The sequence below is a fragment of the Neoroseomonas terrae genome (assembly GCF_018129025.1).
GTDB classification, from domain to species: domain Bacteria; phylum Pseudomonadota; class Alphaproteobacteria; order Acetobacterales; family Acetobacteraceae; genus Neoroseomonas; species Neoroseomonas terrae.
In genome coordinates this window covers 1-26,779 of the sequence record NZ_JAAEDI010000047.1, presented here as the reverse complement: position 1 = coordinate 26,779, position 26,779 = coordinate 1, and the positions used below count along the sequence as shown (strand labels likewise).

Annotated in this window: 33 protein-coding genes; 3 read left to right on the top strand and 30 right to left on the bottom strand. The window is 69.6% G+C overall.

Annotation, left to right across the window (positions count from 1 at the left end; translation table 11 throughout):
• Positions 1–183: 183 nt before the first annotated feature.
• From GXW78_RS27185 to GXW78_RS27095, 19 genes are all read right to left on the bottom strand, one after another.
• Positions 184–711, bottom strand: coding sequence for a zinc ribbon domain-containing protein (locus GXW78_RS27185; protein ID WP_211872056.1), 528 nt, complete (start codon positions 709–711; stop codon positions 184–186).
• 235 nt (positions 712–946) lie between these two features.
• A complete protein-coding gene (locus GXW78_RS27180; RefSeq protein WP_211872055.1) occupies positions 947–1,972 on the bottom strand; it encodes a toll/interleukin-1 receptor domain-containing protein in 1,026 nt (341 codons plus the stop codon).
• A 275-nt stretch (positions 1,973–2,247) separates the two neighbouring features.
• Entirely contained in the window at positions 2,248–3,204 is a 957-nt protein-coding gene (locus GXW78_RS27175) for a phage tail tube protein (RefSeq protein ID WP_211872054.1), read from the bottom strand.
• Between the two features lie 34 nt (positions 3,205–3,238).
• Positions 3,239–3,685 carry a hypothetical protein gene (locus GXW78_RS27170; RefSeq protein ID WP_211872053.1) on the bottom strand — a complete coding sequence of 149 codons (447 nt, stop codon included), beginning with the start codon at positions 3,683–3,685 and terminating at the stop codon, positions 3,239–3,241.
• Entirely contained in the window at positions 3,682–4,410 is a 729-nt protein-coding gene (locus GXW78_RS27165; RefSeq protein WP_211872052.1) for a DUF6441 family protein, read from the bottom strand. Before GXW78_RS27165 ends, GXW78_RS27170 begins: the two co-directional genes overlap by 4 nt.
• Complete coding sequence (locus tag GXW78_RS27160) at positions 4,407–4,727, bottom strand: phage holin family protein (protein WP_198369500.1); 321 nt, start codon at positions 4,725–4,727, stop codon at positions 4,407–4,409. Before GXW78_RS27160 ends, GXW78_RS27165 begins: the two co-directional genes overlap by 4 nt.
• A gap of 11 nt (positions 4,728–4,738) precedes the next feature.
• The gene (locus GXW78_RS27155) at positions 4,739–5,047 is read right to left on the bottom strand and encodes a head-tail joining protein (protein ID WP_211872051.1); all 309 of its coding nucleotides are present in this window, start codon (positions 5,045–5,047) and stop codon (positions 4,739–4,741) included.
• Positions 5,044–5,262, bottom strand: coding sequence for a hypothetical protein (locus tag GXW78_RS27150; protein ID WP_211872050.1), 219 nt, complete (start codon positions 5,260–5,262; stop codon positions 5,044–5,046). Before GXW78_RS27150 ends, GXW78_RS27155 begins: the two co-directional genes overlap by 4 nt.
• Before the next feature lie 165 nt (positions 5,263–5,427).
• Positions 5,428–6,069 carry a structural protein gene (locus GXW78_RS28180; protein ID WP_246522682.1) on the bottom strand — a complete coding sequence of 214 codons (642 nt, stop codon included), beginning with the start codon at positions 6,067–6,069 and terminating at the stop codon, positions 5,428–5,430.
• Entirely contained in the window at positions 6,066–6,416 is a 351-nt protein-coding gene (locus GXW78_RS27140) for a DUF2190 family protein (RefSeq protein ID WP_211872049.1), read from the bottom strand. Before GXW78_RS27140 ends, GXW78_RS28180 begins: the two co-directional genes overlap by 4 nt.
• 73 nt (positions 6,417–6,489) lie before the next feature.
• On the bottom strand, positions 6,490–8,550 hold the full coding sequence (locus tag GXW78_RS28385; RefSeq protein ID WP_272876920.1) for a prohead protease/major capsid protein fusion protein: 2,061 nt from the start codon (positions 8,548–8,550) through the stop codon (positions 6,490–6,492).
• 68 nt (positions 8,551–8,618) lie between these two features.
• The gene (locus tag GXW78_RS27130) at positions 8,619–10,094 is read right to left on the bottom strand and encodes a phage portal protein (protein WP_338147859.1); all 1,476 of its coding nucleotides are present in this window, start codon (positions 10,092–10,094) and stop codon (positions 8,619–8,621) included.
• Entirely contained in the window at positions 10,091–10,327 is a 237-nt protein-coding gene (locus GXW78_RS27125) for a phage head-tail joining protein (protein ID WP_211872061.1), read from the bottom strand. Before GXW78_RS27125 ends, GXW78_RS27130 begins: the two co-directional genes overlap by 4 nt.
• On the bottom strand, positions 10,327–10,932 hold the full coding sequence (locus GXW78_RS27120; protein WP_211872047.1) for a hypothetical protein: 606 nt from the start codon (positions 10,930–10,932) through the stop codon (positions 10,327–10,329). Before GXW78_RS27120 ends, GXW78_RS27125 begins: the two co-directional genes overlap by 1 nt.
• Entirely contained in the window at positions 10,929–11,282 is a 354-nt protein-coding gene (locus tag GXW78_RS27115; RefSeq protein ID WP_211872046.1) for a hypothetical protein, read from the bottom strand. The genes GXW78_RS27120 and GXW78_RS27115 overlap by 4 nt, the downstream gene beginning before the upstream one ends.
• Positions 11,283–11,296: 14 nt before the next feature.
• Positions 11,297–13,219: a phage terminase large subunit family protein gene (locus tag GXW78_RS27110; protein WP_211872045.1), complete on the bottom strand. Its 1,923-nt coding sequence runs from the start codon at positions 13,217–13,219 to the stop codon at positions 11,297–11,299.
• Positions 13,220–13,250: 31 nt separating this feature from the next.
• Positions 13,251–13,760: a MerR family transcriptional regulator gene (locus GXW78_RS27105; protein WP_211872044.1), complete on the bottom strand. Its 510-nt coding sequence runs from the start codon at positions 13,758–13,760 to the stop codon at positions 13,251–13,253.
• Between the two features lie 90 nt (positions 13,761–13,850).
• A complete protein-coding gene (locus GXW78_RS28170) occupies positions 13,851–14,711 on the bottom strand; it encodes a DUF3489 domain-containing protein (protein ID WP_246522681.1) in 861 nt (286 codons plus the stop codon).
• A gap of 95 nt (positions 14,712–14,806) precedes the next feature.
• Positions 14,807–15,091, bottom strand: coding sequence for a hypothetical protein (locus GXW78_RS27095; RefSeq protein WP_246522680.1), 285 nt, complete (start codon positions 15,089–15,091; stop codon positions 14,807–14,809).
• Positions 15,092–15,265: 174 nt separating this feature from the next.
• Here GXW78_RS27095 and GXW78_RS27090 point away from each other — a divergent pair, with 174 nt between their 5' ends.
• Both GXW78_RS27090 and GXW78_RS27085 read left to right on the top strand, forming a co-directional pair.
• Entirely contained in the window at positions 15,266–15,502 is a 237-nt protein-coding gene (locus tag GXW78_RS27090; RefSeq protein WP_246522679.1) for a type II toxin-antitoxin system ParD family antitoxin, read from the top strand.
• Positions 15,499–15,828 (top strand): type II toxin-antitoxin system RelE/ParE family toxin, encoded by a 330-nt coding sequence (locus tag GXW78_RS27085; protein WP_211844674.1) that lies wholly within the window; start codon positions 15,499–15,501, stop codon positions 15,826–15,828. Before GXW78_RS27090 ends, GXW78_RS27085 begins: the two co-directional genes overlap by 4 nt.
• Positions 15,829–15,836: 8 nt before the next feature.
• Here the strand turns inward: GXW78_RS27085 and GXW78_RS27080 are convergent, their stop codons facing one another.
• The 4 genes from GXW78_RS27080 to GXW78_RS27065 all read right to left on the bottom strand — a co-directional run bounded on the left by GXW78_RS27080 (position 15,837) and on the right by GXW78_RS27065 (position 19,639).
• Positions 15,837–17,105: a site-specific DNA-methyltransferase gene (locus GXW78_RS27080; protein ID WP_211872043.1), complete on the bottom strand. Its 1,269-nt coding sequence runs from the start codon at positions 17,103–17,105 to the stop codon at positions 15,837–15,839.
• The gene (locus GXW78_RS27075; protein ID WP_211872042.1) at positions 17,095–18,564 is read right to left on the bottom strand and encodes a site-specific DNA-methyltransferase; all 1,470 of its coding nucleotides are present in this window, start codon (positions 18,562–18,564) and stop codon (positions 17,095–17,097) included. The genes GXW78_RS27080 and GXW78_RS27075 overlap by 11 nt, the downstream gene beginning before the upstream one ends.
• A 336-nt stretch (positions 18,565–18,900) precedes the next feature.
• On the bottom strand, positions 18,901–19,212 hold the full coding sequence (locus GXW78_RS27070) for an HU family DNA-binding protein (protein WP_211872041.1): 312 nt from the start codon (positions 19,210–19,212) through the stop codon (positions 18,901–18,903).
• A 91-nt stretch (positions 19,213–19,303) separates the two neighbouring features.
• Positions 19,304–19,639 (bottom strand): hypothetical protein, encoded by a 336-nt coding sequence (locus tag GXW78_RS27065; protein ID WP_211872040.1) that lies wholly within the window; start codon positions 19,637–19,639, stop codon positions 19,304–19,306.
• A 72-nt stretch (positions 19,640–19,711) separates the two neighbouring features.
• Here GXW78_RS27065 and GXW78_RS27060 point away from each other — a divergent pair, with 72 nt between their 5' ends.
• Positions 19,712–19,918: a hypothetical protein gene (locus tag GXW78_RS27060; protein ID WP_211872039.1), complete on the top strand. Its 207-nt coding sequence runs from the start codon at positions 19,712–19,714 to the stop codon at positions 19,916–19,918.
• A 5-nt stretch (positions 19,919–19,923) separates the two neighbouring features.
• Here the strand turns inward: GXW78_RS27060 and GXW78_RS27055 are convergent, their stop codons facing one another.
• From GXW78_RS27055 to GXW78_RS27025, 7 genes are all read right to left on the bottom strand, one after another.
• Positions 19,924–20,472, bottom strand: a complete 549-nt coding sequence (locus tag GXW78_RS27055) for a DUF6456 domain-containing protein (protein WP_211872038.1) — start codon at positions 20,470–20,472, stop codon at positions 19,924–19,926.
• Positions 20,462–20,686 (bottom strand): hypothetical protein, encoded by a 225-nt coding sequence (locus tag GXW78_RS27050; RefSeq protein ID WP_211872057.1) that lies wholly within the window; start codon positions 20,684–20,686, stop codon positions 20,462–20,464. The genes GXW78_RS27055 and GXW78_RS27050 overlap by 11 nt, the downstream gene beginning before the upstream one ends.
• Positions 20,687–20,896: 210 nt before the next feature.
• A complete protein-coding gene (locus GXW78_RS27045) occupies positions 20,897–23,215 on the bottom strand; it encodes a bifunctional DNA primase/polymerase (protein WP_211872037.1) in 2,319 nt (772 codons plus the stop codon).
• Positions 23,212–23,613: a hypothetical protein gene (locus tag GXW78_RS27040; protein ID WP_211872036.1), complete on the bottom strand. Its 402-nt coding sequence runs from the start codon at positions 23,611–23,613 to the stop codon at positions 23,212–23,214. The genes GXW78_RS27045 and GXW78_RS27040 overlap by 4 nt, the downstream gene beginning before the upstream one ends.
• Positions 23,610–23,834, bottom strand: a complete 225-nt coding sequence (locus tag GXW78_RS27035) for a DUF6511 domain-containing protein (protein ID WP_211872035.1) — start codon at positions 23,832–23,834, stop codon at positions 23,610–23,612. The genes GXW78_RS27040 and GXW78_RS27035 overlap by 4 nt, the downstream gene beginning before the upstream one ends.
• A gap of 125 nt (positions 23,835–23,959) precedes the next feature.
• Complete coding sequence (locus tag GXW78_RS27030) at positions 23,960–25,543, bottom strand: DEAD/DEAH box helicase (RefSeq protein ID WP_211872034.1); 1,584 nt, start codon at positions 25,541–25,543, stop codon at positions 23,960–23,962.
• Positions 25,540–26,640 (bottom strand): PD-(D/E)XK nuclease family protein, encoded by a 1,101-nt coding sequence (locus GXW78_RS27025; protein WP_211872033.1) that lies wholly within the window; start codon positions 26,638–26,640, stop codon positions 25,540–25,542. Before GXW78_RS27025 ends, GXW78_RS27030 begins: the two co-directional genes overlap by 4 nt.
• Positions 26,641–26,779 lie beyond the last annotated feature (139 nt).

The window sequence follows — 26,779 nt, the reverse complement described above, 5'->3', positions numbered from 1 at the left end:
ACGAATTCATCTGCCGCTCATGGGCCGCAGAGCCGCATAGATTCACAGCAAATCCACACCACGAAATGCCGGGACCAAACATCTAGTACGGCCAAGAGCTGTCCAAACGCTTGGGCGGCGAGGTCCGTGTAAAAGAGCCGATCTATCCGGGAGCGGTGAGGCGAAGAACGCACGATCGAGCCGCTAAACTCCTTCTCCAGAACCCGGCGGCTTTTTCTTAAATTTGGCCGATCCATGACCGAAGTGATCAGAAAGTTTCTCCGAGACGCTGTGTATTACTGCGCCGGTCTCCTCCGTGACATGCTCTCGGTAGGTGTTGTTATCTCGATCTATTTCGCGCTCTTTATAGACGTAGTCACCTTTGCTAACCCGTACGTCAAAACCTTGAATCGACTCCTTCCGGACCTTCTTCCTTCTCGGGAATGAGTCGTTCTTGACCTTCATCTCCATCCGGTCCCGTACCTTGATGAGAACCTGATCATAGAAAGTCAAATGAACGGTTTGCTGTGTCGATCCGCAATGCGGGCATGGGTCTGTCGACACGACCGCGCCAGCCGCAACGCCGACCTCCAAAACGGTCCCGCAATCAGTGCACTTAAGTTCCACGCTATCTGTCATGGCGATCTCACTACTGGGCTTGCCGGCGGTTTGGTGTCTACCCACCTCGGCCGTTTTGGCCCAGGCAGGCCCGTCCGCCGGCAGGAAGATCACGACGCCATTTCGATGGTCAGTATGGGGGCTGGGCGGACCAGCAGAGGCCGGCCGAAAGTCGCCGGTCGGCTGCGAGGTAACCGTCAAGTCGAAGCGTGCGGGAGCATTCCGAGATGGCCCGTCATCCAGACCTCATCCTGAGCTCACGGCGCTCGAGCCGGTGCCCGGCCTCAAAAACGGACGGCCGAGTCAGCCCGGATTGAAGTACCGCGACTGAGAGCTCATTTAACCCGGGTCACAGGTTGAGATGATGTTTCCAGAAATCTCGATCGTCGGCCTCAAACGGTACATCGTCCTCCTGCATACCGACGAACTCCGCACCGTCCGAACTATCCAAAAATTTGTCAATTGCCGACAATGCCTTTCCAAGCCTACTCAGCTTCTGTCCGCTCCACACCACGGCGCCGTCGTCAAGGGCGAACAGGTTTCGCTCGAGCGCATCCTGGAAATCGGAGTTATTCCAGTCGATTTTGGCTGCCTTCCCGTAGTGATCCATGACGATGTGCCTACGGACGGCATTGCTGGTGTCTTTTGGAAAACTCGCTTTCACCTCCGCCAAAAGCTGGTTGAACGTGTCTTCAAGGCCATTGTCCCCCGACGTTTCCCGCATGATAGCTTTAACTTCAACCGCATCCTTGGCGTTTTTCAGCTTTTCGATCGTCTCTGAGGCCGTATCTAGCTGGCTCTCGAGGTCACGAGCATCCGCCTTGACTTGATCGAGTTCAGCAAGAACGACCTCATGTTCACTCATCGACACGGACGTCACCCCTTTTAGCTTGTCGATGGTCTTCTTAGATCTTTGCCTCCACTCAGTGCGCTTCCGGTCCCAGTCCTGTTCGGTACGATTTTCAAGGTTGATCCCGGTGTCACGCACCGCCGCCCGAAATTCCACGAGCCCAGCATGGTTCGTAATATCCCAGGCCTGAACGAGCCCGAGTGTTTTCGTCACCGTGCTGAATGCGACAGGCGGGACGACGATCGGCAGTGTTCGATGCGACTTCGCCCAAGCTGCGCCGAGCTCCATCATGCAGAATGGGCTCTCCAAATACGAGGGCGTCATCAGCAGAATTACCAGCTTGGGATTCTGAATTCTGTCCTTCATGTAGGCGTTGAAGTCCACTGTTAGTGGAATGCCATGGCCAGGAACGCTCGAGCAGAAGATCGCATCGGACGGAACCCCGATCGCTTCCTTCAGAAAATCGGTGAACAGCGTAGCTAAAGCCTCGTCAGCAACGGCATGGCTGATGAAAACGGCAGACATTCAGGGTTCCCTCAAACACACAAGCAGCAAGGTTCCGATCATATCGCGGTTCTGCTCCTTAGCCATGCTGCGAGAATGTAGAGTGGACTCCTGGACGTCTGCATCAAAGCTGGATTTATCGAGGGAGTGTAGAGCGGAGTTTCGAGTTGACACCCTACGGCCGCGTTCCACGCGCCCGATCGGGCAGGACCGAGTGCGCTTTGTCCGCTTCCGGGAGGCCGGCCGCAACGAGCTGACAACCGACAGGGGCGCAAGGCGGACATCGCCGTGAGTGACTACGCATACTCCGTCCCCGCCAGCTGATTCTTGAGCACCGCCGTGATCATGCGCGTCGCCGTGGCGTTGTAGGCCGCGCGGAACTCGAAGCTCGCCTCGATCCCTCCCGGCCCTTCGACCGGCGTCTTGGCGAGCGCCAGATACACCTCGTGCAGCGTGAAGGTCAGGCTGCGGTTCGCGTCGATCGTGTAGCTGAAGGCGAACTCTGCCGGCGTGTTGTCCTGCGCCTGGGTCAGCAGCGTGGTGTCGGCGAAGCGCGCAGTGATCTGGCCGGTGGCACGTGCGATGCCGGGATCCACCCCCTCCACCTTCCGGTCGGCGCGGATGGTACGCACCATCTCCATGCCGTTCGCGTAGGTGAGCCGCGCGCCAGTGACCTGCGCGAGCGCGGCACCGTTCCGGCTGATCGCCCCCTGCGCCTTGTTGAAGGCGGTGTAGGCGGCGCTGGTCGGCGTGCCGCCCGAACTCGAGGCGCCGCGCGTGGAGCCCTGCCCCATCAGCCCGAAGGTCGCGGTGGCGGGGCCGGTCGGCGAGAAGTCGATCTCCAGCGTGTCGGCCCGGACGCCGGTGCAGAGATCGTAGTTCGGCACGTCCGGATAGCCGATCTCGATGCTGTTCGACGGCAACGCCGCGGCGCCCGAGCCGAAGCTGTGGATGAAATTCGGGCTGGTGCCGGTGGTGGTCGGCGGGCCGAGCAGCAGGCGCAGCCAGTGGCCGATGTTGTTGAGGTCCACCGGCACCACCGCCTGGCCCTGCACGGTAACGGTGTCGAGGAAGGGTGCCGCCGGATCGCGGCTGCTGCCGACGCCGATCACGTCGGCATCGAGCAAGGGCTGCTCGGCGCCGAGATCGCAGGAGAGGAAGGGCATGCGCAGCCAGTCGCCCGCGGGCGCGGTGCCGTAGGTCGCCTCGGGAATCATGAGCAGACGGCAATTGGCGCCGATGGCACGGGGCATCGGAGATCTCCGGGATCAGCGGGAGGGAGAAGCGTCAGACCAGCGGCGAGCCGGTGACGGTGAAGAACAGCGTGACGGGGACGGAGGCAGCGCGGGCGGCGGCGGCGCCCTCGAATTCGACGTCCTCGAAGTCGGGCGCGCCAGGCTGGACCCACTCCACTGCGCCACCGAGGGTGCGGTCGGCGGTGATAGCGGCGGCGATGTCCACGAGCAGGGCGTCGAGCAGCGCGGTGCGCGCGGCCGGCGTCGCCCCGGCCACGGTGACCTCGATCTCGGCGCGGTGCTCGATGGCCCAGGCCAGCGGCGAGAGGATTGCCGTCTCCTCGACCGTCTCACCGTCGCGGATGACGACCAGCCCACCGGGCGGCAGGCGCTGCGGCACGGTGTCGCCGCGTAGGACCAAGGGTGCAGGATTTCTCGCTGCCAGCGCCGCCGCCAGCAGGCCGTGCAGCGCCGCGATCGCGGTCTCGCGCATGCTCATGGCGCCGCCCTCCCGCTCTCACGCTCCCAGGCCGCCACGAAGCGCCCGGGCAGCCGGCGCAGGCCGCGCTCGGCGGCACCCTTCACATCGAGCCGCTTGGCGAGCTTCACCTGCGGCAGCAGCAGGAACATCGGCACCATGCCGCGCGCGAGCATGCCCCGCGCCCAGGCCTCGCGACCCTTGCGGTTGCCAGTACCGATCTCCGTGAGGCCCCCGGCGATTAGCCGGGTGCGGCGGCGCCGGCCGGTCTGCTCCCCCTGGCGCAGTGGCAGGCACCACACGAAGCCCCGGCCGGACTTGAAGGGGCGGAGGAAGCCCTGCCCCGAGGCGACCATCTGCGCCGGCGTCACGCGCATGCCTTTTTCTCCGCGGCCCCGGCGTCCGCGCGCTGCGTTGAAGCCGGTCGGGATCGCCAGGAATTTCCGCCCGCCCTTGGCGCGGATCAATGCGCCGCGCTCGAAGGCGTCGATCACGTTCGGCACCTTGGTCCAGACCAGCCCGGCAGGACGCAGCGACTGCCCCGCGCGGGGAAACACCTGCGAGCGCCAGGCATTGGCGATCCCCCGCGCGTTGCCGCCGAAGCTGCTGGTCACCTGCCGCCGCAGCTCCTGCTTCACCTGCTCGGTCTCGGCGCGGATCGCCGTCATCGCCGCGCGCTCGCCGGCGCGGACCTCGGCGGCGAGAAGCTGCCGCAGGTCGCCGACGATGCGGGCGCCGAGCCTCACGGCGTGCCGCCGCCAGGCGGCAAGCCGGTGCGGTGGCGGATGATCGCCACCGCCAGGTCATGCAGTGCCGCCTGGCCGAGGTAGCCGAACACGAAGGCGAAGAGAAACCGGCCGTATTCGTTGAACTCGAGGAAGCCGCCGAGGGCATAGCCGGCACTGCCGACCAGCGCGGCGGAGGGCACCTCCCAAGCGAGGCACCAGCCAAAGCGCCGGCGTTCCGGGTTGTTCCAGCGCACGAAGCCGCCGGCGAGGCCGGCCGCCGCGCCGAGCAGCAGGTCACGCAGGATCTCCAGCAGGGTGAGGGCGTTCTGCGGCATGGCGGCAACTCCTATCGCTGGCAGAGCACGCGCCAGGCGGTGCCGGAGGCATCGCGCTCGGCGTGGGTGACGGTGAGCAGGTCGGGGCCGAGGGCGAAGCTGTCGCCGGCGGCGAGATCGGGCAGGACGGCGATGGCAACGGAGAGGATGTCGGTGGCCGAGAGGATCTCGGTGCCGAAGGCATCAGCCACGCGATCCGGCGAGGATCGCAGCACCCGCAGGACAACCGGGGCGTCGGTCCCTCCCTGGCGGTAGACGGCATCGGCCCCGAGGTTCGGATCGGCGACCAGGGCCGCCATCGCGTCGGCGAAGGCGCTCATCGCCCGCAGGCTCCGCGGATCCGCGCGCGCAGGTCGCCATAGTCGTCGATCATGCGCGCCACCACCCTGCCGGCGGGCAGCGCCGCGAGTTCCTCCGCCGCCTGTTGCTGGGTCCGGGCGTCATACGGCACCAGCGCGACGCAGGTCGGCTCAGTACCGGCCGGAGCGCAGGCGCCCAGCAGCGCCATCAGCGCGATACTCGGCAGATGCCGCATCGGCTCTCTCCCTGGCGTCCAGGCTGTCTTGGGCGGTCTGGCGCTCGACCTCCGCGCGGCCCTGCCGCCGGCCCATGGCCAGCAGGGCCAGGACCGCGCCGGCGCCCGCGAAGGCGGCCGCGACCCAGCCGCCGATGCGGGACCTGAGGCTGGCGAACAGCGCGGTCATGCCGGCTGCCGCAGGCGCCAAAGCAGGACACCGAGGACGGCGGCGAGGATCACGGCGATGGCGACCATCGGCGCCAGGCCGCCGAGCGCCTGGATGGCGGGTGCCGCCTGGGCGGCGACGGTCGCCATGCCGGCCGCACCCACCGCCACCGCGCCACGGCCGGTGCCAGTGGTGGTGGCGACCTGCCGGATGCTGGAAGGTGGCGGCGGCGGCACGCCGGCCATCGTCAGGGCGCGGTCGATCACCGCGGCCGGATAGGCCAGCCCGGCGCATTCATGGGCGATGATGGCCTCGACCATGGGACGGAGCTGGGCGTGCCGGTGCAGGTCGACCGGATCGTCGGCGCCGACACCCATGCGCCGCGCCACCACCGCGACATAGGCGCCGGTGTCGTTCTCGCCCGGCGGGGCCCAGCGGCCGATGATGCCGCGCACCGTCCGCAGGCCGTGGCGATCCTGGTAGGTGGTGAGCAGGGCCGCCAGGGCGCGGATGCCATGTTCGTGGCTCACGAAGCGGCAGAAGCGCCCGTCCGACGCTGGCTGCGCCAGCCCCTGCCATTTGTTGGCGGGGACATGCTCGATGTTGCCGGGATTGCGGTTGCGGTAGCCCCGCGTGGCCTTGGGATCGACGCGGTTCATGCGCCGCTCGCCGGCACGCGGGCCAGCATCACCCGAACCGCGGCATCGGCCGCGAGTGCAGCGACGGTGCAGACACCGACCTGGAAGTTGCCAGTCGCGGTGGTGGTGATACGGCGGTTGGTGTTGTCCCAGAACACCCGCGCACCCTGGCTGATGGCGAGCGCGGGCTCCTTAGTCAGTTCGAACTCGCCGCGCGTCTCGCAGTCGACGCTGGCGTTCTGCGCGGCGTCGGAGGCCGCCACCCCGAAGAAGGCACCGACCAGCATGCCCTGGCCGGAGAGGATCCCCCCGGCATAGGGCACCACCATCGGGATGGAGCGCGCGTCGGGGCGGATGCAATTGCGCATGGGAGGGTCTCCTGAAACGCCGAAGGCGCCCGGTGGGGCGCCCTCGACGAAGCTGCTGCGGTGGTGGGAAGGATCAGGTGCCCGGATTGAACCAGGCGCCACGCCAGTCGATGGCGCCGACGCCGAAGTCGAAGATCACGCTGACCTCGACGCCGTCCGCGCCCTGCACCGGGCCGGTGGCGACCTGCGGCCCCTCGGCGCCGTTGAGGTAGCCGTAGACATAGACCGGTGCAGCGACCGGGTCGGAGAACAGGTACCAGCGGTTCGCCTGGATCAGCGGCTCGATCACCGGCTGCACGAAGCCGGCAAAGACGTTGGCCTTGCCGATCTCGCTCGCCTGCACGACCACCGTCGCCTGCCGCGCGGCGAGTTCGAGGTTCGGTCCGACCAGCAGGCGCATGGTCTGCCCCATGGAGATCGGCAGCCCATCCAGCGTGCGCTGCTTCATGATGGCGGTGCGGCCGGCGCCGATGGTCGTGGTGTCGAGCACGGTGCCGGTGCTGGCCTTGTTGGCGCGCGTGGCGCCGGTGGCGAACACGGTGGCGCTGCCGGTGCTCAGCGTCGGGCCGTCGCCAGTGGCGCTGTTCAGCAGGTTGTAGGCGGTGGCGTTCTCGAACTCGGCGACGCGGCGGCCGATGGCGGCGGCGAAGTCGGTGAAGGCGCCGAGGTCGTCGTTGACCAGCATCGGCCGGGTGACGCGGATGCGCCGAGCGAAGGTCTGCAGGAGCACGATCTCCTGGCTCTCGGACATGGTGCCGACCTGGATCTCGCCGTTCTCGGCGAGCGGCAGCAGGGTCGGAAAGTCGCCGATGCGCAGGTGCCGGTGCGGCTTGAAGTCGCGGAAGTCGCGCCGGAGGAAGATTTGGCGGTAGGTGGGCTGCGCCGGCTGGTAGGCGGCGAGCAGCATCTTGTTGGCCGCGGCGGCCAGCAGCAGCGGGAAGTCGGAGCTGGTGTGGAAGGCGCGCTCGGCGAGCAGGGTCGGGTTGCGGGGCACGCTCCGCTCGCCGCGGGCGCGTAGCAGCTCACCGATCATGTCGGAGGGGCGCCAGCCCATGAACTCGGCGTGGCGGCCGGTCCGAGCATTCTCCCCCTGGGGCTGGTAGCCGGGCATGGCGCGGGCGGCGAGCGCCTCGGCCATGGCGTCGAGGATCTGTGCCGGATCATCGTGGCCGGGACCGGTTTCGGGGCGGGCGGGGATGGAGGGACGCGGGCCGTGCGCGACGAGGGCGTCGAACAAGGCGCGGCGGGCCTGGTCTCCGGTCCAGCCCTGGGCGATGGCCTCGGCACGCACCGGGGTGATGCGGTCCGCCGGCAGCAGGGCGCGGGCGGCCTCCACGGCGGCGTCGATGCCGGCGATGCGCTCGCGCTCGGCGCGCTGAGCCTCGGCGCGGACCGCGTCGAGGTCCGGTGCTGCGCGGGTCGGCTCGGGCGCCGGGATGGCGGGCGCGGGGCTGGGCGTGGTGGTCACGGTGGTCTCCTGGGGCGGGGTGGGCGGCGCGGACGGCGCGGGAACGTCCCGGGCGGCCGGCGCGGCCGGGGTCTCCGGCGTCGTCTCGGGCATGGGTGAATCCTCGTCAGGCAGGGCAGGTTCGATCGCCGGCGCGGGGAGGCCCTGTTCCCCCTGCGCGCGGACTGCCGCATCGCGGTCCACTGGGACCGGCACGACGGAGATCTCGAAGGGCTCCCAATCCACCGCGCGGTGGACGGTCTCGCCCGATGCCGCATCGGGCCGCGGCTCGTAGCGGTGCACGCGATAGCCGACGCTCACCGCGCGGAGCGTGCCGTCGGCGATGCGCTGCCAGACAGGCTCGACGTCGGCGGCAGTGCTGAACTGCAGCGTGGCATAGCCGCGGCCGCGATCGAGGCGGGCGGCGGTGACGCGGCCGAGCACGTCACGCGCGCCGCCGCGGCGATGGGTATCGAGCACCGGGGCGCGGCCGGAGCGCAGCGCCTCCATGCGCACCGCGTTCGGCGACATCTCCAGCTCCTCGGTGATCAGGCCGAGGGCGGGGACGAAGTTGCGGGCGCGGGCGCCGGTGGACCACACCACCTCGACGGTTCGCGCCGCACGATCGACGGTGGCGGGCGCGGTGATAGCGCGCTGCGCGACGATCGACTGCCCGGCGGTGGGCATTCGATCCAAGGCAGCAGCAGGCTCCGGTGCGGGGTCTCCCCCGCCCGGTTCGATGATGTCCGTCATGGTTAGCCCTCTGCTGGGGTCTCGCGCGGCGGTGCCGCAGCACCGGTGGCGGCGATCTCGACCGCGGCCATCTGCGCCGCGTCCTGCGCCGCACCGGACTTCGCGACACGGCGCGGATCGGTGTCGAGCGAGATGCCGGCCTCGTCGAGCAGGGCGTTGGCCTCGCGGATCATCTCCACCGCGGCGCGGAAGTCGTAGCCGAAGGCACCGGCGGCCTCGGGCTGCGGCACGAAGCCGGCACGCACCTGCGCGATCAGCGCCGTGGTGTCTTTCAGCGGATCGATCATCTCGTGCGCCGGAGGCACGTGCGACACGCCATCTGGCATCTCGGCGCACCACAGCCCAAGCAGCGCGCCCTGGGCGTGGAAGCGGTCCGCGATGGGACGGACCAGCATCGGGATCAGCATGCCGTACTGCACCTGCTCGCAGAGCCGGCGGAACTCAATCTTGCCCGCGCGGAGCGAGGAGTAGTTCGCCTGGGTGAGATCGCCCGAGACCTGGTCGTAGGTCAGGCCGGCGCCGACCGCGGCGGCCTCGAGCGCGCGGCGGGCGAAGGCTGCATGCGATCCGCCGCCGGAGGGGTTCACCACCTCCACGCTGCCCATGCCGCGTCTATACAGGATCATCCCAGGTTCGAAGCTCTCGACCGTCCGGCCCTGCGCATCCCGTAGCAGGCCGGCGGCGGCGCCAGTCAGCGCCTCGTCGCCCTCCTCCGTCACCACGGCGGCGAGGCAGGCCTCGATCTTGGCCTTCATGAGCAGCGCGGCCTCGTAGTCGCCGAGGTCGCGCAGGCGCAGCAGCACCGGGGCGAGCCAGGAGACGTCGCGCAGCTGGCCGGGCCGGCGCTTGCGGTAGACGTGCAGCACCTCGCTGGCCGGAATGCGCTCGCTGCTGAGCCAGGTCGCGCCCGGCAGGATCCAGGCGGCGCCGGGATGCACGCGATGCAGCCAGTAGCCGACCGGCTCGCCGGCCTCGCCGAGGGCGATGCCCTGGATGGTCGGCGCACCCTCCACCATGCCGTTGCGCGCGGTGTCGAGATGGTCGCTCTCCAGCACCTGCAGCCGCAGCCCGATCGGATTGGCCGCCGAGGGCGGCACCATCAAGAAGCGCACGAAACACTCGCCGCTTTCGACCACCGCACGCATGACCAGCGCCTGCAGACCGTACAGATCGAGCCGCCCCTCGGCATCAGAGGCCGGGCTCTCCGCCCAACGCTGCCAGGCGCGGCCGTGGGCGTCTTCGGGCCAGCGGGTGGTAATGCCGGCGCCGACGGCGTTGCCGGTCCACAGATCGACGATGCGGCTGGCGTAGGGATCGTTGCGGACGGCATCGCGGGCCCGCCGCGCCACGATGGCCGCCGCCATGCCCACCTCCGCATTGGCGCTGCCGCCCGAGGGCGCCCAGGCGGAGGCGCGGTGGTCCTGCGCCGCGGCATAGCCGCGCAGCGCCTGCCATGCATCGCGGAGGCGTCGGATCACCCGGTTCTCTCCCGCGAGAAGCTGGCAAGTGTCACGGAGGGACGGCGCGTTGCGCTCATCTCCGCGCCGCGCAGTACAGCGAGCGCGCGGCCGAGATCGTCGAGGCCGCGATACTCCACGGTGCGCCCATCGAAGGTGACGCGCGTGGTGCCGCCGGTGTACGCAGCAGCAAGAGCGGCAGCGCGGCTGCCGGAAGGCTGCGCCAGCGCCCAGGCAAGAACAGCGGGGTCCATCACGCCGCCCGGAGCGTTGGCAGCGGCGTCGCCGCGTTGACGAGGTAGGACAGCCCGGTGGGCGGGTTCGGCATGATCGGCACGCCGGCCTGCCAGGTCAGCGACGCGAAGAAACCATTCTCGCTGCCGGTGCCGCCGCCGGCGCCACCATCCGCCGCGGCCGAGCCGAGCAGCAGCGTGTTGCCGCCGCTGAACGCTTGGGTGCTGGTGCCACGCACCGAGGGCGCGCCGGAGAAGCACAGCAGCAGCCACCAGACCCCGGCCGGGATCCAGCGCGGCTGCGCGAAGGCACAAATGGCGCTGCCGACCGCGGCGGTGTCGGCGTCCGCCACCGGCTCCTCGATGAGGTGCCCCGGATGCCCAGTGCCATCGTCGGCAGCCAACGCCATGCGCAGGAGGCCCGCGGCGCCGGTCGTCACGCTGACGGCCATGGCCGAGAACAAGCCCGGCCGCGCGAGGACATAGGGCACGCAGTACAGCCGGTTCGCCGTCATCGCGACCGCGCCGCCGACCGCGCGCGCATGCTGCGAGGCGTAGAAGCGGCTCGAGACGTAGGGCAACATCGCCGGCGCGGGCGGCAGGTAGTGCTGGAACAGCGCGGTCATGCCAGCGGCCGGATACCGAGAGTGATCAGGCGTTCCGCCGCCTGGTTCACCGGCGCAGCGGCCAGGCCCGAGCGCAGGCGCAGCCAGCGCCAACCGAGCAGCAGCGTCGGCGGCAGGGTAAGCGCACGGCCGGCGGCGACCGCCAGCACCACCTCGTTGCCGAGATGGTCGTAGAGATCCGCCCAGGCCGCGGGCTCGCCCTCGTCGAGCGAGCCCTGCAGGGTGAGCTGGGCGTCGGTCCAGGTGGCTGGCAACAGCAGCAGGCACACGCCGTAGCCGACGCTGGCGACGGGCCCGCTCAGCGCCTGGCCGGCGGCGATGCTGGTGCGCACGGGCACGATCGCGGTCATCAGAATCTCCAGTGTCAGCGCAGCCAGCCCTGGCGCGGGGCGAGCCAACCACGCGGGCGATGGGCGCTGGGTGGTGTTGCGGGCGCCGCCAGTTCGGCCTGCGGTGACGCCGGTGGGTGGGCGACATTCCCGGCGACGGGAAGCTCACTCGGCCGCAGCGGGGCATCGGCGATCTGGTCCCGCAGCTGCTGCCAGAAGCGCTCGCCGTAGCGGTCGGCACCGACCAGCCACAGGGCGGCGCGCGCGAGCACCGCGCAGTCCAGCGCTTCGTTCCGTTCCCTGAGCTTCGCCCATTCCTGCCGGGCGAAGCCGCGGCGATCCTTGGCGGTGCGCAGTTGCTCCGCAACCAGCTGCTTGACCCACTCAGCCTCGATGCCCCGCGGCAGATGCACCCAGCCGGGGGGGAATTCCTCCGCGTCACCGCGGCCGAGCCAGAGCCGGCGGTACAGGTCGGCCTTCCAGGTCGAGACCGATACTGTCCAGAGCTTGAGGCCGCGGCGCAGCTTGCGGCCGTCGACCAGCGCGTCCACCGGCGTCGGGCCCTGCACGGGCTGCGCCCGGTTCCAGCCATCGACGCCCTTGGTCGGCGCGATGCGCGGATCGCGCAGCCGACGCAGATGGCCATAGACGGCGGCGGTGTCGCGGCCGCCGGTGTCGATGCAGAGCCGGGCGATGCGCATCGCGCCGCCGCCCTGCCGGGGCCAGTCCCGCGCGAGCAGCTTCGCCAGATCGTCCCAGGGCGCGCGGTCCCGCGGGCTGCCCTGGATCACCACGTGGTCCACCAACCAGGAGGAAAAGCCCTCGGCCCAGCCCCAGACGTCGCATTCCAGCCGATCATCCTGCACGTCGATGCCCGCGGTCAGCACCAGCGCGCCGGAAGGCACCACGTCCATGGCGAAATCCTCGCGGCGCTCGACCAGGCGCTCCCAATCCGGCGCCTCGCCCTGCTCATGCCAGGTCTCGCCGAGCACCGTGTTCCGAAAGGTCTTGATGTCCTCGGGCTTGCCTTGCGCGGCCTCCCAATCGCGGGCGATCTGCGCCCAGGAGAGCCAGCCGACTGGCGAGTACAGCGCCGAGATGTGGAAGCCGATGGTGTGCGGATCCTGGCCCTCGGCCGTCGCCCGCCATTCCCCGCCACCGAGCATGGCGGTCTTGTCGTGCTCCTGCATCGGATGGTCGCAGGCGATGCAGTGATAACGCGCCGTCTCCGGTGCACCCTTCTCCCAAATCAGCCGCTCGAAGCGCAGCCACTGCATCTCGCCGCATTCGGGGCATGGCACGAAGTACCGCTGCTGGTCGGAGGCCTGGTACTCCCGCTCGATGCGGCTGCGGCCGGCGATGGTCGGCGTGCTGACCAGGAAAGCCTTGCGGCGCCAGCCGAATGTGCGGGCGCGGGCCTCGGCGAGGGCGATGGGGTCGCCCTCGCCGGCGACGTCGCCGGGATAGGCGTCCACCTCGTCGAGGAACAGGAACCGCGCCGTCATCGAGCGCAGCCCGACTGCGCTGTTGGCCCCGGTCAGCACCAGGATGCCGCCGGGGAATTCCTTCGACAGCATCGTGTTGCCGCTGTCGCGAGCCCGCGCCGGGGCAACCCGCTCCCGCAGCGCGGGCGTTTCCTCCAGCAGCGGGTCGATGCGCTGGCGCGAGAAGCGCTTGGCCAGTTCCACGGTCGGCTGCACCGCCAGCGCCGGTGCTGGCACATGGTGCATGATGTAGCCGAGCCAATTGTTGCCGCTTTCCGTGGCGCCGACCTGGGCGCCCTTCATGAAGACGACGCGGCGGGCGGGATGCACCGCCGACAGCGCATCCATCACATCCTTCAGATAGGGCGTGCGGCTGGTGCGCCACGGCCCCGGCTCCGCCGAGGCGCGGCTGCCGAGCATGCGATGCCGCTCGGCCCATTGCGAGACGGTGAGCTGCGGCGGTGGCCGGAGCATGGCGCCGACACGCCGGCGCACATGCTCACGGCTACGGAGGCTGGTCCCCTCCGAGGCCTGCGGGATCGAAGCGATCGGCCGCCTCCGTCAGCAGGTCGTTGATGTGGCTCTGCAGGATGGTCTGCAGCAGATGCGGGTCGACGCTGATCTCGGCGGCGATCAGGCCGGAGACACGGGCCGGCCAGTTCAGCAGCGCGTCCCGCATGGTGCTGCCGATCTCATCGAGGGCAGCGTTCGCCTCGGTGACATCGAGCAGGCGGCGCTTGGTCTCATCCAGCGAGAGGCGCTGCGCCTCCACCTTCAGGGCAAGCTGCGCGACCTTCAGCCGGGCGAAGGGCGTGCCCTCGGCGCCGGCGCCGTTGGCCAGCGGCGAGCGCGCGGGATCAGCGGTCTCCACCAGGCGGCGGCGGGTCTTGTCGATGTCCCACTGGCCGTCCGGCTCGCGGGCAATCCGGCCAGCCCGTTCGGCCTTGTGGATGGCGGTGTCGCTGACGCCGAGGGGACGGGCGGCCTCGCGCGTGGAGGCGGTCAGCTCGGGCATGGCGGCGACCTCCCGCCGCGCGTGATGGTCATCACGAGCAAGGGCCCGCTACCGTCCAGCGGCGGGCCCTCGACGTGTCCGGCTCCGTGGTCAGGCCGGCAGGTGATAGACCGTGTAGGAGCCGCGGGCGCCCTCCTTGTTCGGGCCGACCTGGCGGACGCGCTCCAGCACCTGGACCTCGATCCCTTGGCGCTTCTTCAGGCCGGCGAAGAAGCCGCGCACCGTGTGATGCGCCCAGCCGGTGGCCTCGGCAATCTGCGCCACCGTCGCCCCCTCGGGGCGGCGGAGCATCGCCAGCACCTGCTCCTGCTTCGTCCCCTCGCGCGCCTTGCGCGGGCCGGCGGGTTCGCGCGGCGTGCGGGCGGCCTTTCCGGCGAGAAGGGTGCGCAGGGCTTCCATCGGCGCGTCCAGGGCGCCGATCATGTCGCCCTCGCGGTTCGCTTCGTCGTCCCAGGCAGCGAGGATCGCTGCGGTGGCGTCGCGCAGGCTGGTGCGCGGTGTGGTGGCGCGTGTCGCGAGGGCCTGATCGAGCAGGGCGATCTCCTCCGCCAGGGGCGCGGCCTGGGCGGCTTCGGGCGTCGGGGCGTCCTGTGTGGCGGGCTCCACGGCCGGCGCCACCGTGGGCGCCGTGTCGGACACGCTGCCTTCGATGCCCGAGCAGTCGGGCTCCCCGCCCCCCGCGTCGCCCTCATTCGGGTCGATGCCGATGGCGCGCAGCCCGTCGTCGGTGATGCGCGCCACGATCCAGGTGCCGTCGTCATCCTGGCGCCAGCCGAGCCCGACATGCTCCCGCGGCGCGTTGATTTCGGTCAGCAGGTTGTTCTTGATCAGGCTGCGGAACACCGCATTGCGGGCGGCGGCCGGCAGCGTCTTCGGCGCGCGGGCAAAGCCCATCTCGTGCTGGGCGGCGGCGCTGAGGATCACGCGCTGGGTGTCGGAAAGATGCGTCATCGTGCTCGTCTCCGGTTTCGGGTGCCGGTCATCGGCCCCTACTGCCGGGAGCCCCGCCGGCCTCGCCGGTCGGGGCGATGCGGGAGTAACCCGCGTCAGGCTGCGTATTCACCGCGGCGGAAATGCTGGTCCGCGATGTCCTTCAGCTTCGCGGTGGCGTCGGAAAGCCAGGCTGCCTCGCCCCAGAGCACCGTCTCGGGGTCCGCGCCGAAATGGTCCTCGCTGGCCTGCGTGAGTTCCGCGAGGAGGGCATCGAATTCGGCCTTCTTCGCGAGGAAGGCGGCCAGGCTGCGTTCCTGATTGCGGGCGGCGCGGGCTTCGCGGTCGGTCATCATCGTCTCCGTCGTGGTGCAGGGCATCCCCTGCGTGTGACGGACCATTCGCGCTGTGCCGCGCACCAGCCAAGCAAGATGCAGCGGCGTGGGATTGCTATGTTTCGGCGGTCTGGATCACATCATGATCCTGCTGATCGGCGGGCCGGGCGCCTGCTCGGATCGCCTCCCGGCGCACATGATTCTTGCCAATTTTTGCCAAGCCGGAGTATTGTCTCGGCCATGACCACCATGAACGTTTCCCTGCCGGATGGGCTGAAATCCTTCGTGGATGAGCAGGTCGCCACGCGCGGCTACAGCACCAGCAGCGAGTATGTCCGCGAACTGATCCGTAAGGACCAGGAGCGCGAGCACCTGCGTGGCCTGCTGCTGGATGGCGCCGCCTCGGCCCCGACGGCGCCAGCGGATGACGCCTATTTCAACGCGCTCCGCCGCCGCGTTCGCCAACCGCGGGCGTGACCGCCAAGCCGGTCATTCCGCGGGAGGCCGCACAGCGGGACATCGACCAAGCCACCGCCCACTACGCGGCGGAGGCGGGCGAGCCGGTCGCGTTGGCCTTCATTGACGCGTTGGAGCAGGCCTTCCGGCGGATCGCGCAGCATCCGGCGGTGGGCTCGCCACGCTTTGCCTTCGAGCTGCGGCTGGAAGGCCTCCGCGCCTGGCCGCTGCGGCGCTACCCGTATCTGGTGTTCTACGTCGAGCGGGAGGACCACCTCGACGTCTGGCGTGTGCTGCATGCGCAGCGGGACATTCCAGCCTGGATGCAGGAGCCCGAAGGGCTGTAGCTCCTGGTCTACCCTGATCCAGGACCACAGTATGGCCTGGCGTTGTCGTCGCGTGCCGCGGCGACATCGGCAAAGATGCGATCATCACCCTCAAGCACGGCGGCCTCGCCGGTTGTCTCCTGCCAGCGCCGCACGATGACATCGGCATAGGCGGGATCGATCTCCAACAGCACGGCGCGCCGCCCCGTGCGCTCCGCCGCGATCATGGTGGTGCCCGACCCGCCGAAGCAGTCCAGCACCGTGTCGCGCGGCTTGCTGCTATTGCGGATGGCACGCTCGACCAGCGCCACGGGCTTCATCGTCGGGTGCAGGTCGTTACGCGCCGGCTTGTCGAAGTGCCAGACGTTCCCCTGGTCACGCGCGCCGCACCAGTAGTGCTGCGCGCCGGCCTTCCAGCCGTAGAGCATCGCCTCGAACTGCTGATGGTAGTCGGCGCGGCCGAGGGCGAAGGTGTTCTTCGCCCAGATGATCGTGCTCGACCACTTCCCGCCGGCCTCCTGCCAGACGCGATGCAGCGTCGGCCATTCGGAGGAGGACATGCAGACGTAGCAGGCGCCCTTCGTGACCGAGAGCAGGTTGGCCAGTGCAGGGCGGAGGAACTCGGGAAAGCCACCGCCGAGCGCATCATTGGCGATCGTCATCTTGGCGGCGGTACCGCCCTCATAGGCCACATTGTAGGGCGGATCGACGAAGCCCATATCGGCCAGGTGGCCCGCACCGAGCGCGCGCTGGACGTCGACCAGCTTCGTCGCGTCGCCGCAGACAAGGCGGTGGTCGCCGCAGCGCCAGAGATCGCCGGCACGGGTGACCGGCACCACCGGCGGTGGAGGCGCCTCGTCAGCATCCTCGCCGAGGCCGGCATCGGCCGCGGCTAACAGCCGGTCCAGCTCCATGGCGGAGAAGCCCAGCACGTCCAGGTCGACCAATGCCTCGTCGCGGATGCGGGCGATCTCCGCCGCGAGCAGTGCCTCGTCCCAGCCGGAGTTCAGCGCAATCTGATTGTCCGCCAGGCGCAGGGCACGCGCCTGCGCCGGGGACAGATGGCCGAGCCGCAACACCGGCACGGAGGCCAGCCCGAGCTGCTTCGCGGCCATGACGCGCCCGTGGCCGGCGATCAGCACGCCCTCGGCGTCGACCAGCACCGGGTTCACGAAGCCGAATTCGGTGATGGAGGCGGCGATCTGCGCCACCTGCGCCGGGGAATGCGTGCGGGCGTTCTCGGCGTAGGGCACGAGGGATGCGACCGGCAGGGTGGAGACCACGAGGTCAGGCTGCATTGGCGGTGACCTCCTGCCTCGCCGCGGCCACGGCGTCGTAGTCGCGGCCGTCGTCCGCCAGCGTCACCGGCAGGTCGGGATGCAGCATGCGCCACCGCGCCACGGCCAGGTCGACATAGGCTGGCGCAAGCTCGACCGCGCGCACGCGGCGGCCGGTGCGCTGGCCAGCGAGGATGGTAGTGCCGGAGCCACCGAAGGGCTCGAACACGACGTCGCCATCGTCCGTGTAGGTGCGCATGAGGAATTCCGGCAGCACGACCGGGAACACCGCGGGGTGCTCGGTCTCGATGCCGCGCCCCTTGTGGCGGGTCAGGCGCAGCACGTTGTCGGGGATGCGGAAGTCCTGCACCGGCAGGCCCGCGTGCTGATACTCCGAGATCGTCCCGTCGGCGGCGCGCAGGCCGCTGCCCTTGTTCGGCGTGCCGGCCCATTTGCAGGGCACGATCTTGTTCGCCTGGCGGGACTGGCGGTTGAAATGGAAGACGAACTCGAAGGCCGGTGCGAGCCGCCCGTTCCAGTCACCGGGCAGGCCGGGCCCCTGGTCCCAGGTGTAGAGGCCGAACCGGCGCCAACCACGGGCACGCATCCAGTCAAGCCAGCCCGACCAATAGGGCTGCCATTCATTGTCGCGATGGATGAGGCCGAGGTTCACCAGCACCTGGCCGTCCGGCCGCATGGCCGCGTCGAGATGCTCGAACACGCCCTGCATCAGGGCATCCCAATCGGTGCCGCCGCCGGTGGTGTAGTCGCGCTGGTTGCCGTAGGGCGGCGAGGTGAACAGCAGCGCCGCACGGTCCTCGCCCATCACGCGCATCACGGTGGCGGCGTCGGTGCTGTCGCCGCAGAGCAGGCGATGCTCGCCCAGCAGCCAGAGATCACCAGGGCGGGTCACGGCCTGACGCGGCGGAACCGGATCGGCATCGGCGGGGTCCTCCGCCAGCGTGTCCTCCGCATCCCCCGCGCCAGGCGCGCCACCTTCCTCGGCGTCGGCCGCGGACAGAGCCTCGGGCGCGTCGCCGTCGGACACGGCATCTCCAGCCGCCGCGAGGATGTCCGCGAGCTCATCCGCCGAGAAGCCGAGTGCCGCGAGGTCGAGATCGGGCGCCGCCTGCACTGCGGCCAACGCGTCGCGCAGCAGTGCCTGGTCCCAGGTCGCGTTCTCCGCGATACGATTGTCGGCGAGCCGCAGCGCTTCCTTCTGCGCCGCGGACAGGTGCCGCAGCACGATCACCGGCACCTTGACCATGCCGAGCGCCGTCGCCGCCTCGAGCCGGCCGTGGCCGGCGATCAGCACACCGTCCTCATCGACCAGCAGCGGGTTCGTGAAGCCGAAGGCCAGCATGCTGGCCTTGATCTGCTCCAGCTGCTCGGCGCTGTGCACGCGGGCGTTGCCGGAATGCGGGCGCAGCTCCGCCACCGGACGCAGCAGGATCTTCGCTGCCATCCAGGGGAGCGTCATGATGCCATCCGGTTTGCAGGTGGTTTGCAGGGCAGAGGCCCGGCCTTGGTTTGCAGCTAACGATCTGAAGCCGCGCGGAAAGGCTGCAAACCGCAAACCATATCTCCGGCCTGGCGCTAGCGATCTTGCGCGCTTCCGCCCCCCGCATACGCCGGGCCCAGGAAGGACCCTGCGGCTCGCGAGCCACTGTCTCGATTGAGCGACGCTGTGGCTGGCGAGCCGCGGTGCAGAAGGCTGCACCCGCAATTCGTCATCGTGGGGAGAGTCTACGAGATGCGGATTCCGCTCCGCCAGCGGGTGAATTGTAACAGCGCGGACCGGCCGCGCGTCGCTGTCTCAGCCCTTCGCAGCCTTGCGCTTGGCCTTCTTGAAGCCACCCAGCGCCGCCGTCTTCAGGGCCGGGCTTGCCTTGAACTTTACCGTCGCACCCGCCTTCACGGGCACCTTCTCACCCGTGCGGGGGTTCAGCGCCGTGCGCTTCGGCGTCTCGCGCACAACGAAGGCGCCGAAATCCGGAATCGTGAAACGGCCGCTCGCGACGATCTCGCCCTTGATCGCCTCGATGATGTCGCCGGCCAGCTTGGTCGCCGCGACGCCGGACAAATCGGTGGAGTTTGCGATGACGTCGGTCAGGAACTTCTTCGACACAGACTGGATCTCCGTTGCAGAGCGCGTGCCATAGCGAAGCCGAGGCGGACTGTCAGCAGCGATCGCGGCGTCCGCATGCTGACCCCGCCGCTCACAGCGCGTTGCGCGCCCGCTCAACCGCATCCCGCGTTGCGACCAATGCCGCCAAGGTGACGCCAGCCTGCTTCACCGCGGCTGCTTCGTCGGGATCGACATAGGACACCTGCTCCTCGGCATCGACGACACCGGACGCCAACTGCTCGTGCAGTTCGTCCAGCCTGGTCTTCACGTCAGCCGGATCGGCATCCGCCTCACCAAGCCATTCACCGACGATGATCTCGACTTCGCGCGCCATGCGGGTCGGCTGGACACCACGCGCCGCCATCGTCTGCAGGCGCACCAGCGCCGCATCGAGAGGGCGTATCGCTGCCCGGCGACGTGCTGCCATGACCATCCTCCGTTCGGAGCGGGAAGGCTAACATGTTCTTGTATTGTTCTCATAGGGGCGATATGCGTCCGCATGCCCGATGGCAAGCCACCCCGCCTTCCTCCGCCGTGGCTGAGCGTGTCGACGCTGGCCGCCGCGCGGGCTGCACGGCGACCTCCCGATCCCTTCACCGGGGTCGACACCAGCAAGGCGGTGCACGACGCCATCCTCGCCCATCATCCGGCCCTGCCCTTCACGCTGATCGGCGAGGCCGCCGCCTTCGTGCTTGGCATGGAGTGACCAACTCACGCAGCTCGGCGGACCGGCACCAGGCCATAGACCGCCGCCAGGACGCCGAGTGCGGCGACAAGCATGCCCTGCGCCTGCGCGTGGCCAACGCTGCGCCCACCCCAGCCCTGGCGCAGCGCCCATTCCCGCACCGAGCACTCCAGCCCGACCACGTGCCAGACGCAGGAGCCGGCGGCGCTTTCGAAGCCGCCCAGCGCCATGACTGCGCGCGCGACCTGCTCCCGGGCAGCGATCTGGCGATCGGTGAGGGAATCGCCGGAGCCGCCTGGAATGCGCATCAGAGGCATGGCGCGCAGCTGATCCAGCGCCGCGACGCGGAACTGACGGCGGAACACGGCACCGGCATCGTGCATCTCCTGCGTGATGGTGCCGTTGGCCAGCATCTGGCCGAGGGTGTCGACGGTGCGACGGTGCACGACCGGCAGGCCAGTCTCGGGATCGGCCTCACGGATCGGCTCCGAGATCCCGCCATGCTGCATCCGCCACTTCGACGGTCCGAGCGCCTCGTCCCGCTTCGAGGCCTTTGCCTTCCGCTTACCGGCCATGAGTCTTCTCCTGCTGCCGTGGGCCCCAACGGCGCACGGCTTCGTTCTGAATTGCCTGGCGCAGCCAGGGATCGGTGATGTCCTCGAGGTGCAGCGAGACGACGCCCTGCTGCTGCCAGACGCGGCGGCGCAGCATTTCCATCTCGGGCACGGTGGTTGCGCTGCGGCTTCCGCGGTCGAGGGACGAGCGGGGCGGCAAGGGCGCGCCAGGCATGCTCACGCCTGCCTCCCCTGACCGCGCTCTTGAAGAGTGGTGAAGAGTCGAGGGGGTGGGAGAGGCCTAAGTATCTGATCAATATAATTATTCAATTCTTCAAACTCTTCAATGGGTCTCTCTCCCCCGCGCCCCCGCCCGAACGTCTGCATACGCCCGCGTGAAAAGTTGAATTGTTGAAGAGTCCCGTTTTCCGCGGGTTTGCGCGCGTCATGCAGCATCACTCTTCAAGCCCTCCTGTGGTTCGGTCGCGATGATCCAGCTGGTGCCGGGGCCGGAGGCGTTCTGCGTGATCTCGATCGCGATCTGCTTGCTGTCGAGCAGCGTGGCGATGGCGTCCTCCCGCTCGGCCTTCGAGAGGAACTGCGTCTTCCGGACGAAGGCGCTGCGGCTGATTCGGCCGGCCTTGCGGATCACCTCGAAGACCTTCTTGATGCGGGAATGCGCCGGCGTGTCGGCGACGAGACGCTCGGCCTCGCGCAGCAGCGTGCCGATGCAGTGCTCGACGAGGCTGGATGCCCAGGCGACGTCGCGGGCCTCCGTGACCGGCCGGGCCGGGTCGCGACTGACCGCGGCGATCATCGCCAGCTTCGCCGCGTTCTCGGCGTATCGGCCGAACAGTGCGGTGGCGTAGGTGCCACGGTGCGACCGCAGGAGCTCGGTGGCCTCCCGACGCACACGCGCCATCGCGGTCTCCGCGTCGGGGCTGAGCGGCACCGTGTAGGCGTGGATCGGCGCCGAGGACTCCATGGCATCGGCGATGTTCCCGCCATGGCTGTGGCCGGGCACGCCGCGAGCGATCCCCTGGAGGGCGGACACCAGCGCCGCCGGCGGATCCATCGGCCCCGGCGTCTCATTGCGCTCCGGGTAGTCGTCGTCCGTCAGGAAAACCAGGAAGCGCGCGATGGAGCCGTCCGCCAGCGCGCCACCTTCCAGCGCCGTCCACAGCGGGCCCGGGACGGTGACGCCCCAGATGCAGGCGCAGGGCTGCTCGATGGTGACGCGCGGCCGCGCCTTCTGGTCGGCGTATTCGGCGCCGATGTAGGGCTCGGCCGCCGAGGTGTAGAGCTTCGTCAGCTCCGACCAAATCGCGGACTTATGCGCCGGCGCGCGCTGGTTCAGGACCAGCTTCAGGAACTGGCCGAATTCGTCCACCTGGAACAGGCGGGCGGGATGGCGCTGCAGCGACGTGAGCAGCCCCGCCGACGATGCGAGATCCTCGCCGCCGAGGTAGCGATCGAGGCCCGCGGCATAGATCGCCCGCTTCGCGCATCGTCGGGCATGGTCTTTCCCGCCGCCACTGTCGGCGATGCCGATGGCGTAGACGTTGCTGCGCAGGTCAGTCGGCGTGCGATACCGGCGGCCGGCAATGGCGCCGACGAGGCAAATGGCGGCACCGAGCGAGAGGAACGGCTGCGGGCTGACGGCGCTGGCTGTGGCATAGTCCATGAACATGCGCAGCGTGCCATCCACCTGCAGCAGATCGGGCGGGACGCGATAGGGCTTCGGCGGCGGCGCGATCGGCAGCGGCGCGACCGCGACCTTCGCCAGCAGCGCCGCCGCGGGGTGGGGCTGTGTAGCCTGCTCTGCCGCCGTGCCGTTCAGGGTCAGGGCGGGATCCGGCACCCAGCCGCGCTGCTCGGCCAGCCAGTAGATTTTCCCCGCGCCGACGCTGTGTGGCCGGAGCGAGGCCCAGCGCCGCTCGGGGGTATCGGATCGACCCGACTGGCCCGATTTCCCGGACCGCCGCGACCAATCGAGCCAGAGGTCGCGCCCCTCCTCGCCGATCGCAGCTTTGATGGCGGCGCCGACGGTGATCCACTCGTTGCCCGGCAGGTCGTCATTCGGCAGCCAGGTCAGCGCCGCGGCGATGGCATCGCGTGTCCCCTTCGGGTCGCTGGGGCCGCGCCAGGTACTGGTCGGTGCGTCCGCCAGGATCGAATTGACCCGAACCTCGTCGGGGACGAGCTGCCAGGCAGCGTCCAGGAAGGCCGTGCAGCCGGCCTCGTCCACGACCGGCAGCCGGGACAGCGGCAGCTCCACCAGGCTGTCCTCCGGCCACTCGTAGGGGCGACCGGTGTCCGGGTGCACGGCATAGGCAACGAATTGCTGGCCGCGCGCCAGCAGCTCGAGGGGATGGCGCTTGCGGCCCGCGAAGGGGGTGGCCGCGCGATAGACGAGCAGCCGCTTCGGGGCGCGGCCGATGCGCAGGCAGGGCGTGTCACCGAGCATCGACGTAGCGAGCTCGGCGATCTGGATGGCCAGCGCGCCGTCCACGATATCGATGTCGATGCCCACAACGGCGCCGGTGGCGATGCCGACGCCGCAGCCGGGCCAGCGGCGCCAGATGTCCACCTCGAAGGACTTCGTCGGCCGGTCGCAGTGACGCGCCCAGTCGGGATAGGGCGACCACTCCCCGCCGGTGAAGCGCCCCGGCACCTTGGTGCCCGGCATGATCGGGATGACGGAATAGCCGTTGTCGACGAGGCGCTCGCCGTAGTCGGCCATGAAGGAGGGAGCATCCGTCATTCGCCACCTCCTTCCTGCGCGGCAATGGCCGCGTCGCAGGCACGCTCCAGGCGCAGGATTTCGGGATAGAGGGCGGCCATCTGGCGGGCGGCGCGTTCGAGCGCCTGGCGCGCCCGCTCCAGCTCGGCGTGGATCCCGCGTGCGGAACCGCGAATGTCCGATGCCAGCTCGCCGAGGTGGTGCGCCGCCCTGGCCCAGGGCGGCTGCTTGGCGCGTGGACGACACGGCTTGCGCGGCGCCGGAGCGCTCTTGGTCGCGAGCCCGGCCCGGACCTTGTCGATGTCCCACGCGCCATTCGGCTCACGCGCGATCCGTCCGGCGCGTTCAGCCTTCTGCATCGCGGTGTGCGAGATGCCGAGCCGGCGCGCGACCTCTCGGGCGGAGGTAACGCCGCTCATGGGCGGCCACCGGCGGCGAGCGGCGGCGCGGAATGCCGGCCCGCATCCAGCCGGCGCGCAAGCTCGTCCTGGTAGCCGGTGATCACCACCTCCAGCAGCGTCAGCCACTCGGCCTCGGTCAGGATCGCGAGATCGGTCTTCCCAATGCTCTCCAGGTACTCGCCGGCCATGGGGCTGGCCGCCGCGATCGCGGCAATCTCGTGCTCGTCGGGATCAACCACGCCCCACCTCCGGCAGAGAGCGTTCATGCAGCGCATGGAGCAGGCCGGCAACGGCTCGCTGGTCCTCACGCGCGGATCGAACCAGCCGAAGCCGCGGGCGGTGCGGAGACGACAGGCGGCGCATCTCACACGAACCTCGCGGCGGCGATCTCGGTGTATTGGCCGGCCGGCCGCACCTGGATCGCGATGGGACGGCGCAGCTGGTCCACCCGACCCAGCGCCTCGTCGACCGTCGAAGGGGGCGGCAGATTGCCGGCACGCCGCCGCCACCAGCCCACCGCCTTGTCCCGTGGGAAACCGGTATGCTCGAAGCAGACCCACTCGCTATGCCGCGCGAGGCCGCATTCGTATGTGACGCGCAGCGAGGCCGGCTTGCCGGGCTTGTCGTGCCGGGCATAGGTGATGCCGGTCACGTCGCACCAGGCCGCCTGGATCTGTGTCGAGAGCAGCGCATTCGACGCCGCCTGAGGCGCCACCTTCACGACCGGCGGCGGGAACTCGTGGTCGCATTCGATGCAGTGCCGTGCGCTGGCGTGATTGATGGTCTGGCATTCCGGACAGACCTTGATCGGTGCCTCGCCGTCCCCGGCGGGTTCCTTCTTCCGGCCATCCACGGTGTCGATCGGGCCGTGCCGGGCCGTGTTGCCGGCGAAATCCAGCACCAGGCAGTCATCCTTGCCCTCGGCGAGGCGCGTGCCGCGGCCGACCATCTGGACATAGAGGCCGACGCTCTTCGTCGGACGCAGCAGCGCGATGAGATCGGTGCCGGGCGCGTCGAAGCCGGTGGTCAGGACATTGGCGTTGGTGACGCACCGCAGCCGGCCGGCCTTGAACGCCGCCAGGATGCTGTCCCGCTCCGGCCCCGGCGTGTCGCCGCTCACCGTTTCCGCGGAGATGCCACGCTCGCGGATGGCATCGCGAACGTGTCGGGCGTGCGCCACGCCGGAGCAGAACACCAGCCAGGAGCCGCGGCCCTCGCCATGCTGCACGATCTCGCCCACCGCGGCGCGCGTGACCTCGTCGCGGTCAACCGCCGCCTCGAGATCCTTGGCGATGAATTCGCCGCCTCGGGTACCGACGCCGCCGACGTCGAGCTGCGTCGAGGTCTGCTTGGGGACGACCGGGCAGAGATAGCCCTGCTGGATCATCTCCAGTACCGGTACCTGGAAGGCGATGTCGGTGAACAGCCGGTCCTTGCCCTCGTGGAGCATGCCGCTGTCGAGCCGATAGGGCGTGGCGGTGAAGCCCACGACCTTCAGCAGGCCGGCGTTGATCTCGTTCAGCTGGGAGAGGAAGGAGCGGTACATGCCGCTGTCGCCGCGGCCGAGCAGGTGTGCTTCGTCGATCAGCACCAGGTCGCAGCGCTGTACCTGCCGCGCGTGGCGGTGGATCGACTGGATGCCGGCGAACAGGATCTGCGCGTGGATGTCGCGCCGCGACAGGCCGGCCGAGTAGATGCCGGCCGGCGCCTCCGGCCAGGCGCGGAGCAGCGCCATGAAGTTCTGCTGGATGAGTTCCTTCACGTGAGTGAGGATCAGCACGCGGGTATCGCCGTAGGCGGCGATCGCCTCGCGCGTGAAGCCGGCGATGCACAGGCTCTTGCCCGTGCCGGTCGGCATCACGACCAGCGGGTTTCCGCTGCTGGCCGAGAAGTAGTCGTAGAGCGCCTCGATGGCGGCGCGCTGATAGGGGCGGAGCGAGAGGGTCATGCCGCCACCCCCATCGCCACGGCGTCGGCCTTGCTGAGCCAGCGCCCGCCAGTCTCGCAGCCGGTGCAGATCAGCTCGGCGATGTGCGGCCCCTTGCCAGGCCCGACGCGATAGATCGTGTTGTGGCAGATGCGGCACGGCAGGTGGGAGGCCACCTCGGGCGGCGCCGCGGCTGGCACGCCATCACGCCACGTGGTGCCGTCCGGCAGCCGATAGCTGACCCAATCGTCGCCGGCGTCGATCTGCTCGGCGGCCACGAAGTCGGGCAGGTAGAGATGCGCCGCGCAGCCCGCCTCCTGATCGCGCCGGTCCAGCGGGGCTGCGTGCCTGGCGCAGTGCCAGTCGCCACCCTGCACGGGCGAGGCATGCAGGCAGGAGCGGCAATGCCGCTCCGGCGCCGCGCCAGCATGACAGACGGCATGGTGGTCGCAGAAGCGGCACTGCCACCACGCGGGATCCTGGCTGATGCGAGCCGGCGGCCGGGGGATGCCGATGATGCGCTCGGCCTTGGCCAGAATGCGCAGCCCGGCCTCGGCATCATGCCGGATGCGCTCCTGGAAGAGCTCGTCCGTGTCCTTGCAGACCGCCAGGTAGAAAGCCCGATCGAGGCCGGCGAGCTGCATGTAGGCCTGCATCTGCGCCCAGTGCAGCGGCTTGGAGGCCGCCACGCCCTCGGCCTTCAGCTTGGCGAAGGACTTCGCGCTGTGGGTCTTGAACTCGCAGACGTGCCAGGTCGCCGGCGCCTCGGGCAAGCCGATCGCCACCGCGTCCATGCTGCCGCCGAAGTGGCCGGAGGCATCGCGCAGGTTCCACTGGCGCCCCGTCGCGGGATCCAGGTCCAGGACGGTGACGCCGATGCGGCGCAGGTCGGCGACAAAGCGAGCCTCGGCCAGATTGCCGGTGTCGAACAGCCGCAGCAGCCGGCCGGTGTGCCGGGCGCGGGTGGCCCAGCGGAAGGAATACCAGATGGCCCGCTCGCATTCGGTGCCGATCAGTGAGGCGCCGAGATGCGCGCGATAGCCGCTATCCGCCGCCGCCTCATAGGCCGCGTAGATGGCGGTGACGGTGGGACATGCGGGCGGAGGAAGGGCGGCCATGACCTGATCCTGGTTCGAGGGAGTGAGGCCGGCAGGCGGGCGGCCTGCCGGCTGGTGATCAGGCATTGCGGCGCCAGGGCGGGGTCGCCGCCGCGCCGGTGCGGGCGGCCGGCGGAGGCGCCGCGGCGGCCGGACGGGG